This is a genomic window from Micromonospora sp. MH99, assembly GCF_021442385.1.
Lineage (GTDB): Bacteria > Actinomycetota > Actinomycetes > Mycobacteriales > Micromonosporaceae > Micromonospora.
In genome coordinates, this window is the sequence record NZ_MUZA01000124.1 from 1 (window position 1) to 9,014 (window position 9,014).

A 9,014-nucleotide genomic window follows, 5' to 3' on the forward strand; every position below is an offset into this window, starting at 1 on the left:
CCCCGCCGATCGAGCCCGCCGGGGGAGCGGGCCGCGTCACTGGCCCGCGACAGGAGCGGGTTGACGCGGGCCCGGTGCGCGTCGACGTCCACGCCGCGCAGCCGCGCCGGGTCACCGTCGGCGAGCGCGGCGATCTCGGCGCGGGCGCGATCCAGCTCGGCGCGCAGCGCGGCCGGTGGGCGCAGCGACACCGCCTCGCCGAGATACCAGAGCAGTTCGTGCAGCGGACGCAGCACCGTGAACGCCTCGGCCATCGCGGGCAGTGTCTCCGGGGCGTCGCGCCAGTCTCGTCCACCGAAGGTGACCTGGGCGACCTGCTGCCCGGCCCCGAAGCAGTCGAAGACCGTGCAGCCGGCGAACCCCCGCTCCCGCAGCTCGGTGTGGATGCCGCAGCGGTGATCCGGGCGCAGGTTCGGGCAGGCCCGTCCGGCCGGCTTGTCGATGGCGAAGTCGGCCGACGCGGCGAAGGCGGGAACCACGCAGCACAACCCGAAACAGCGCGCGCAGTCGGCACGCAGATGCGACGGCGGCGACGGCGGCGCGGGATCTGTCGACACGGGGAAACGGTCCTCCTGGCGATCGAGGCGGCGACCCCATTGTCCCGCGCCTCGGCCCGACCCAGCGGGTCGGGGGTCACCGTCCGTGCGCGTCGCCGGCCGCCGCGGAGCGGGGAGCGGGGGTACGCGCACCATCCGGCGGCGGCACCAGCCGGCGGATCTCCCGCTGCCCGTCGCCGCCGCCGTACTTCTGGTCGAAGTGCCGGCGGACGGTGGCGGCCGGCGTCCGGTCCCCGTCGACCGGCTCGGCCAGGGCGAACACGCCCGGGGCGCCGCCCGGCGCGCGTGGTGGCAGCACGGCCCGCACGGTCAGCGGCCCGGTCACCTTGAACACTCCGCAGTCGACGTAGTGCTGCCCGTCCACGCTCACGTAGGGCACCTGCACCTCGACCACGTCGGAGTCGTCGTGGCGCAGCGTGACGGCGACCGACCAGTACCGCTCCAGGTTGACGGTCGCCTGCTCGTGCTCCCACAGCTCCTCGAACCGGGCGTGCACGAACCCGCCCCAGGGGCTGTCCATGTCGACTTCGAGCTGGGGCACGTTGAACGACAGCTTCCCGATCGGGAAGAACGAGATCAGCGCCCGACTGTCCCACTGGTACAGCTGGATGGACGGGGACGCGTCGTAGAGCCGAACCTGCAACCGGTGCCGCAGTCGGGCGTCGAGCGAGTCCTGGAACAGCGCCAGGTGGCGCAGGTTGGTGCGGATCTGACGCGGCACGTCCACCCGCTGCCGCTCCAACTCCTCCGAGCGCTGCTGCGCGGCCGTGCAGTCCGGGTCCAGCAGGAGCAACTGCACCTGCGCGCCGTTGGCGAGCGCCGCCCGCATCCCCCGCAGCGCCTCCTCGCGTTGCGTGTCCTCCAGCAGGATCGTCCAGGTGTCGAGGATCCGCACCCGGCGCCCGGAGCGGTACAGCCGGGCCACGAAGGCGTGCTGGTCGAAGCTCAGGTGCTCCTGCACACGCGCCCTGCGGGCCTCCTCGAACAGCGGGTCGAAGATGACGTACGAGATGGCCGCGAGCACCACGCTGGAGCCGATGTTGAGCAGCAGGTCGCTGAGGAAGCCGCTGCTTCGCCAGGCGGCCAGCAGCATCACGAGGGCGATCCCGAGTAGCGCGCCGCCGACGCCGAACGCACGTCGTTGCCGGCCGCCACGGTTGCCCCGACCAGCCCACTCGGGCATCCGGTCCCCTTCCGTCCTGGCCCACCGATCATCGAGATGCGGAGGATACGTGCCGGCTTTGCCGCTCGCTGTCCTGTTCGCGACCGACGCGTTCGCCGACCCGGCCACCGGAACCGCTCTTAAGGTGACGGTAACGGGGTCGGGCGAGCGCGGAAGGTGACGGTGTGGACGACGCGGAACGCGAGAAGGCGCTGTTGAGCGTCCTCAGCACCGAGCACTACGCCCTACAGACGTCCCGCTCCGGCACGATCGACGAGGCCACCGGACGCGCCACCATCTTCCTGTCCGTGCTGTCGGCGGCCCTGATCGGCCTCGGCTTCGCCGCCGGCAACGACAAGGTGGTCCGGCCCTACCTGGGCGCGGTGTTGCCGATCCTGGTGATCATCGGGATCCTGACCTTCCTGCGGCTGGTGGAGACCACCGTGGAGAACTCGCTGGACCTGAGGAGGATCCAGCGCATCCGCGCCTACTACCACCATCGTCTGGCCAGCGAGCACGACTTCTTCGCCGACGCGGTGGTCTCCGAGGACACTGCGCAGGCGGCCTGGATGATGGTGGGCACCCGGCCGGGGCGCTGGGAGTTCCTGCTCACCACGGCGGCGCTCGTGGGCGCGGTCAACGCGGCGCTCGTCGGGTCGGGCGTCGCCCTGCTGCTCGGCATGGTCGGGCGCTGGCACTGGCTGATGGTCGTCGCGGGGGTGGCGGTCGCGCTGGCGGCGTTCGCGGCCCAGTTCGCGTACATCCTTTGGACGTCGGCGGGACGCACGGCCTGAGGGCACTCAGACCCGACGCCAGTCGTCGCTGGCGAGCGCGTTGGCCTGCGGGCCCATCAACAGCATCCCGCCGTCGACGGGCCAGGACGCCCCGGTGACGTAGCTGGCGGCAGGCGAGGCCAGCATGGCGACCACTGCCGCCACCTCCCGGGCGTCGCCGGGCCGTCCCACCGGCACGCCGGGCCGGTCCTGGGTGAACGGGTCGACGTCCTCCTGACCGGTCATCGGCGTGGCGATCTCGCCCGGCGCTACGGCGTTGACGGTGATCCCGTCGGCGGCCAACTCCTGGGCCATCACCCGGGTCAGCAGCCCCAGACCCCCCTTCGCGGCGCAGTACGCGGCGGAACCCACCCGCGGCGCGTGCTCGTGCACGCTGGTGATGCTGATGATCCGTCCGCCGGCGCCGACGGCCCGCATCCGTCGCGCGGCCCGCTGCGCGCACAGGAAGGGCGCGTCGAGGTCCACGGCGAGCACCTCGCGCCACTGGTCCCAGCCGGTGTCGACGAACGGCGTCGAAGCGCCAGTTCCGGCGTTGTTGACCAGCACCCCGATGCCGCCGAGCCGGTCGGCCAACTCGTCGATCACCGCCGCCGCGTCCGGCAGGTGGGTGAAGTCCACCTCGGCGACCTCGCACCGCCGCCCGGTGGCGCGGACCTCGGTCGCGGTCCGTTCGGCGCCGTCGGGGTCGCCGTACCAGGTGATGCCGATGTCGAAGCCGGCCGCGGCCAGGGCTACCGCGCTGGCCTTGCCGATGCCGGAGTCCGCGCCGGTGACCACGGCGATCCTCGGGTAGTTGTCGTATCGCTGGGGCATTGCTGCGCAGTACCCCGACCGGAGGCGGCGTACCGTCGCCCGGATGCGGATCACCCGATACACACACTCCTGCGTCCGGGTCGAGCACGACGGCGGCGTGCTGGTCGTCGACCCGGGCACCTGGAGCGAGCCGGGCGCGCTCGCCGGCGCGGACGCCGTCCTGGTCACTCACGAACACACCGACCACGTGGACGTGCTGCGCCTGGCCGGGCTGGGCGTCCCGGTGTACGCCCCGGAGGGCGCCCGGCTGCCCGACCTCGCCCCGCTGCCGGTGACGCGGGTACGCGCGGGGCAACGTTTCACCGCCGCCGGCATCACCGTCAGCGCGCACGGTGGCCGGCACGCCGCCATCCACGAGGGCCAGCCGGACTGCCCCAACCTCGGCTACCTGATCGGCGACGGGCTCTACCACCCGGGCGACTCGGTGCACGTGCCGGACGAGCCGGTGCACACCCTGCTCGTTCCCGCCCAGGGGTCGTGGCTGCGTCTGGACGAGGCGATCCGCTTCGCCCGCGCGGTGGGCGCCGCCGCCGCGTACCCGATCCACGACGCGCAGCTCAACGAACGCGGCCTGGCCAGCGTCGCCGGCTGGTTCGCCGAGACCATCCCCGGCTACCGCCACCTCACCCCGGGCGACACCGCCTGAGCGACCGCGTCGTCGCAGCAGTGGGAACCTCTTCGGGCGCGTCACCGGGACGGTCGTGGGTGGTCGGGGCACACACCGACATCGACGAGCGTGTCGGTCGGGCTCATGTCGGGTGTGGCCTGCGTCACGGTAGCTTCGGCGCACGCCGACGCCCCCGACGGCGCTGCCGAGGAGAACGTTCATGACCCCACCGCGCCGAACCGCCACCGCCGTGACCGCCGTCCTGCTGCTGATCCTGACCATCGCGGCCCCCGCCCAGGCCGCCACCCCCGCCACCACATCGCCCGTCTCCGGGTCGTTGGGCACCTACAACATCTCCGGGGTGTACGTCGCCGGCGTGTCCTCCGGTGGCTACATGGCGACCCAGCTGCACGTCGCCTACTCGTCCCGGATCCGGGGCGCTGCCGTCTTCGCGGCGGGCCCGTACTACTGCTCGCAGAACACCGTCGCCCAGGCGCTCTACGGCTGCGGTGACAACCTGTACCCGACGAACGTGTCCGCCCTGCAGACGTACACCAGAACCTGGGCGACGTACGGCTGGGTCGACCCGGTCGGCAACCTCTCCGGCGACCCGGTGTACGTGTTCCACGGCGCCAACGACACCTCCGTCAAGAAGTCCGTCACCGACGACCTGGTCCGCTACTACCAGCACTTCGGGGCCAGCGTGCAGTACGACAGCGGCTCGGCCGCCGGTCACTCGTGGGTCACGCCGTACGGCACGTCCGGGTGTACGGCCACCGCCTCGCCGTTCCTCAACGACTGTGGCACCGACCCCCAGAACGCCCTGCTGCGCAAGCTGCTCGGCGGGGTGAACGCGCCCAATCCCGCGGCTCTCGGTGGCAGGCTCGTGCGCTTCGACCAGAACACCTTCGCGGTCAACGGCTGGGCCAACGGGCTGAGCATGGACGCCAACGGCTTCGCCTACGTCCCGTCGGCCTGCGCCGCCGGGCAGTCGTGCCGGCTGCTCGTCGCCCTGCACGGCTGCGCCCAGGGGTACGGGTCGGTGGGCACGGCGTTCGTCGACCGGGCCAACCTCAACCAGTACGCGGACACCAACAACCTGGTCGTGCTCTACCCGCAGGCGGGCACGGCCCTGAGCAACCCGAACGGCTGCTGGGACTGGTGGGGCTACCTGGGCGCGACCAACTTCCCGATCAAGGGCGGCGCGCAGGTGGAGTCCATCATGAACATGGTCCGCCGGCTGGACGGCTGAGGGTGGTGGCCGCCGGGGTGCGGAAGCGGGGCGCGGCGGCGGTGAGCACCGCGGCTGTCGCCGGGACGGACCACCCGTCGGTCAGCTCCGCCACCAGGGTGTCGACCAGCCGGGTCACGGCCGGCTCGGCGCCCTGGTGCAGCGCCTCGGCGACGATCAGCACCGACGAGGTGCCCGCCCGTACGGCGGACCATCCGCTCTGCCGGTTCGTCCATCGCCGGGCGTGCGCCCGCCCGACCGAGTCGACGAAGGTGACCTCGCCCGGGTCGGGGTGTTCGGTGTCGCCGGCGAAACTCAGGTACGTCTCGTCGCCGTGCGCCGGCCGGACCACCAGGTCGCCGTCGACCCGGTCCAGGTCGAGAACGGCAACGGGGATGGCGTAGGCCGCCGAGACGGCGTTGCAGAGATCGACCAGCGGGTGCACGTGGGGCAGTTCGCCGTCCAGACGGAGCCGGCGCAGCAGGGCTTCGGCCGCGCACCGGTACCTGGTAGGTCGTAACCCCATGGCCGCGTACGCTCGCCGCCACGCCTGGATCTCCGGGAACCCGCTCTCGCTGCCGTCAGCGGTCAACCGCCGTCGGGCCTCGGCGAGGTGGTCGGCCGTGCTCCCCGTCCGGTCGGCGTCGGCGGTGATCCCGTCGGCGACGTGCACCACACCGGCGATCAGGTCGGGATGTGCGGCGCGAAGCTGCGCCGAGTGCTCGAACTGCATGGGACTTCCTATCGTTCGGTGAGGGCGAGCGTCACGCCGAGCGCGACGAACGTGCCGGCGACGGACCGGCGCAGCCAGTCGGTGACGCGGGGGCGGGTCAGCACCCGGTCCCGCAGGCGGGCGGCGAAGACGCCGTAGCCGCTGAACACCACGAAGGTGAGCAGCATGAACACCACGCCGCAGGCGAGCATCGCCCGGGCCGAGCCCGGGGCGGTGGTGTCCACGAACTGCGGCAGGAACGCGACGAAGAACAGCGTCGGCTTCGGGTTGAGCAGGTTGACCAGCACACCGGAGACGATCACCCGGGCCGCCGAGCGGGGTGGGCGCTCGCTCGTCGCCGCGAAGGCGCTGCGGTCGCGGATCGTCGACCAGCCCAGGTAGAGCAGGTAGCCGACGCCCAGGTACCGGACGGCCTCGAACGCCGTGGCGCTCGCCTGCAACAGCGCCGCCAGCCCGGTCAACGCCGCCAGCAGGTGTGGCACGACGCCCAGCGTGCAGGCGAACGCGGCCAGCACGCCCGCCCGGGCGCCCCGGGACAGTCCGGCGGAGAGGGTGAAGAACACCCCGGTGCCGGGGGTGATCACCACGATCAGGGCGGTGATCAGGAAGGGGATGCTCACGGTCGTCCTCCGGCGGAGTCGGGCGGGGGTGTCTGCGACCCACTCTCCTGCCAAGATGGACCGGTGAGCAGGGCCAAACCGAACGACTCCGAGAGGTCCATAACGGCCGGCTCGGATTTTCTGCACCTCACCGTCGCCGACGCGCCCCCCGGCGGGCGAGCCGACTGGCTCGCCGGCCGGCTGCGCCAGGCGATCGCCGAGGGGCGGGTGCCGATCGGCGCCCGGCTCCCCGCCACCCGGGTGCTCGCCGCCGACCTCGGCGTCTCCCGGGGCGTGGTCACCGAGGCGTACCAGCGGCTCACCGAGGAGGGGCACCTCGCCGGCCGGGGCCGGGCCGGGACGTTGGTCGTCGCAGCCCCGGGAGCGCCGCCCGCGCCGCCCCCCGCCCCGGCCGCGCCGGCGGAACCGGCTGCGCTCTTCCCGCCGACGCCCGGCAGCGACATCTTCGACGCGGTACGCGCGGCCCGCGCGACGATCGACCTGACCCCCGGCGTACCCGACCTGACCGCCTTTCCCCGCGCGGACTGGCTGCGGTCGGAACGCGCCGTGCTCGGCCGTGTCGCCGCGGCGGACCTCGGGTACGGCGACCCGTGCGGGGCGCCCGCGCTGCGCGCGGCCGTCGCCGCCTGGCTGGCCCGCAACCGGGGCATCACCGTCGACCCCGTCGACGTGATCATCGTGGCCGGGGTGTCGCAGGCGGTCGGGCTCCTGGCCCAGGCGCTCCGCCCGGCCGGCATCGATCACATCGCGGTCGAGGAGCCCGGTTCGCTCGGCGTACGGCAGCACCTGAACAACTGGCAGGTCGTCACCCCGCCGGTCCGCGTGGACGACGCCGGGCTGCGGGTCGACGAGCTGGTCGCCAGCGGCCTGCCCGCGGTGTTGCTCACGCCCGCGCACCAGTTTCCGACCGGCGTGGTGCTCGACGGTGACCGGCGTCGCCAACTCCTGGACTGGGCACGGGCCGGCGGTCTGATCATCGAGGACGACTACGACGCCGAACACCGCTACGACCGCCCCCCGGTGCCGGCGCTGCGGGGGCTGCTGCCCGAGCAGGTCTGCTACGCCGGAAGCGTGTCCAAACTGCTCGCCCCTGCACTGCGGGTCGGCTGGCTGCTCGTGCCGCAGCGACTGCGCGCCGCGGTGGTGGCCGCCAAACGCAACGCCGACCTGGGCAACGCGGTGCTGCCGCAGCTGGTCCTGGCGGAGCTGATGACCTCCGGCGCGCTGGAGCGGCACCTGCGGCTGCTGCGCCGCCGGCACACCCGCCGCCGGGACGCGATGATCGCCGCCCTCGCCCGGCACCTGCCCACCGCCACCGTGCACGGCGCCGCGGCTGGACTGCACCTGACGATCACCCTGGACGACGCCGTGGCGGACACGGAACTGGCGGCGGCGACACTGGCGCGCGGGGTGAAGGTGCAGCCCCTGTCGTGGCACTGCCAACGGCCCCACCGGCCCGGCCTGGTGCTCGGCTACGCGGCCCGGACGGCGACGGAGATCGACGAGGGCGTCGCCGCCGTCGCCGCCGCGCTGACGCCGACCAGTCGGCCGGCTTGCTCAGCCCAGGAAGAGCTGCACGAGCACGAGCACGGCCAGCAGCGCCGGCCCGCGTGAGCCCTGGCGCAGCAGGTCGACCGGGACCATCCCGAACGGCGTGTTGACAGTCGCGCCGCCGTAGTTGATCGGCGGGCGGGTGCCGGCCCGCCAGGCGGCGGCCACCACCCCGACCGCAAGCGTCGGTGCCAGCCAGGCCGGGCCGGCGTCGAGGGTCGGCAGACTCGGCAGGGTCAGCAGCCACCACAGGCCCGCGCCGACCGCCGGCACCACCACGTGGATACCGCGCAGCGCCGCGTCGCTGCCACCGAGCGCCCGGCGCAGCCCGGGTGACCGACTGACCGCGCGCAGGCCCCCGGTGAGCCGGTCGGTGGCGAAGTAGGCGAACACCACCTGAGTGGCGCCGGCGAGCCCGGGCAGGGCGAGCGCAGCAGCGTACTGGACGCCGATCAGCCCGGCCCAGATCAGCAGGGCGCTGGGGTGGCGGCGCAGTCGGCGTACGTCGGCCTGCAGCAGCGCCCACCAGGCCGGGCCGGGCAGGAAACGGCGGCTGCGGACCCGGCCGATGCGCCGCCACCGCCGGCTCTCCACCAGGCTGGTGAGCATGCTCGGGTCGAGCAGGATCGTGGCCGTCGCGGCGGCGTTGGCGAACTGCGCGCCGGTCGTCAGCGTGGCCCGGTCGACCCGGGGCAGCGCGCGTACGGCGAGAGCCGTGCCCAGGACGGCGAGGGGCACCCCGACAGCGACAAGCGCGCCGGTCGGCAGCGCCGCCGGCCGGGGCAGTTCGTCGCCGAGGCGACCGGCGATCACCACGAGAGTGGCGACGACGGCGGCCGTCACCATCGGCGTCGCCCCGACCACCGTCGGCCAGCGGCGGCCGGCCCGGCTGCTCTGGGCGACGACGCTCAGGGCGAGCGCGGCGGCGCCCCAGCCGGCGCCGGCC

9 protein-coding genes and 1 pseudogene are annotated in these 9,014 nt (G+C 73.6%); 4 read left to right on the forward strand and 6 right to left on the reverse strand.

Going from position 1 to position 9,014, the window contains the following annotated elements; genetic code table 11:
* Both B0E54_RS31580 and B0E54_RS31585 read right to left on the reverse strand, forming a co-directional pair.
* Window positions 1-557, reverse strand: a pseudogene (locus B0E54_RS31580) (pentapeptide repeat-containing protein); the annotation flags it as partial.
* A gap of 76 nt (window positions 558-633) precedes the next feature.
* Window positions 634-1,740 (reverse strand): DUF5919 domain-containing protein, encoded by a 1,107-nt coding sequence (locus B0E54_RS31585; protein WP_234591500.1) that lies wholly within the window; start codon window positions 1,738-1,740, stop codon window positions 634-636.
* 164 nt (window positions 1,741-1,904) lie between these two features.
* Here B0E54_RS31585 and B0E54_RS31590 point away from each other — a divergent pair, with 164 nt between their 5' ends.
* Window positions 1,905-2,513 (forward strand): hypothetical protein, encoded by a 609-nt coding sequence (locus B0E54_RS31590; RefSeq protein WP_234591501.1) that lies wholly within the window; start codon window positions 1,905-1,907, stop codon window positions 2,511-2,513.
* 6 nt (window positions 2,514-2,519) lie between these two features.
* Here B0E54_RS31590 and B0E54_RS31595 read toward each other — a convergent pair whose 3' ends face one another.
* The gene (locus B0E54_RS31595; RefSeq protein ID WP_234591502.1) at window positions 2,520-3,326 is read right to left on the reverse strand and encodes an SDR family oxidoreductase; all 807 of its coding nucleotides are present in this window, start codon (window positions 3,324-3,326) and stop codon (window positions 2,520-2,522) included.
* Window positions 3,327-3,369: 43 nt separating this feature from the next.
* On the opposite strand from B0E54_RS31595, the gene B0E54_RS31600 reads away from it, so the two are divergent.
* Together B0E54_RS31600 and B0E54_RS31605 are read left to right on the forward strand one after the other, a co-directional pair.
* Window positions 3,370-3,972: an MBL fold metallo-hydrolase gene (locus B0E54_RS31600; RefSeq protein ID WP_234591503.1), complete on the forward strand. Its 603-nt coding sequence runs from the start codon at window positions 3,370-3,372 to the stop codon at window positions 3,970-3,972.
* Between the two features lie 181 nt (window positions 3,973-4,153).
* Entirely contained in the window at window positions 4,154-5,185 is a 1,032-nt protein-coding gene (locus B0E54_RS31605; protein WP_234591504.1) for a PHB depolymerase family esterase, read from the forward strand.
* Here B0E54_RS31605 and B0E54_RS31610 read toward each other — a convergent pair.
* Window positions 5,154-5,897: a B3/4 domain-containing protein gene (locus B0E54_RS31610; RefSeq protein WP_234591505.1), complete on the reverse strand. Its 744-nt coding sequence runs from the start codon at window positions 5,895-5,897 to the stop codon at window positions 5,154-5,156. The genes B0E54_RS31605 and B0E54_RS31610 overlap by 32 nt on opposite strands.
* An 8-nt stretch (window positions 5,898-5,905) precedes the next feature.
* The gene (locus tag B0E54_RS31615; RefSeq protein ID WP_234591506.1) at window positions 5,906-6,517 is read right to left on the reverse strand and encodes a LysE family translocator; all 612 of its coding nucleotides are present in this window, start codon (window positions 6,515-6,517) and stop codon (window positions 5,906-5,908) included.
* 63 nt (window positions 6,518-6,580) lie between these two features.
* Between B0E54_RS31615 and B0E54_RS31620 the strand changes: the two genes are divergently transcribed.
* Window positions 6,581-8,131: a PLP-dependent aminotransferase family protein gene (locus tag B0E54_RS31620; protein WP_234591507.1), complete on the forward strand. Its 1,551-nt coding sequence runs from the start codon at window positions 6,581-6,583 to the stop codon at window positions 8,129-8,131.
* Here B0E54_RS31620 and B0E54_RS31625 read toward each other — a convergent pair.
* Window positions 8,075-9,014, reverse strand: a 940-nt coding sequence (locus B0E54_RS31625; protein ID WP_234591508.1) for a DUF6297 family protein, incomplete at its 5' end; no start/stop codon positions are given. The two genes, B0E54_RS31620 and B0E54_RS31625, sit on opposite strands and share 57 nt — an antisense overlap.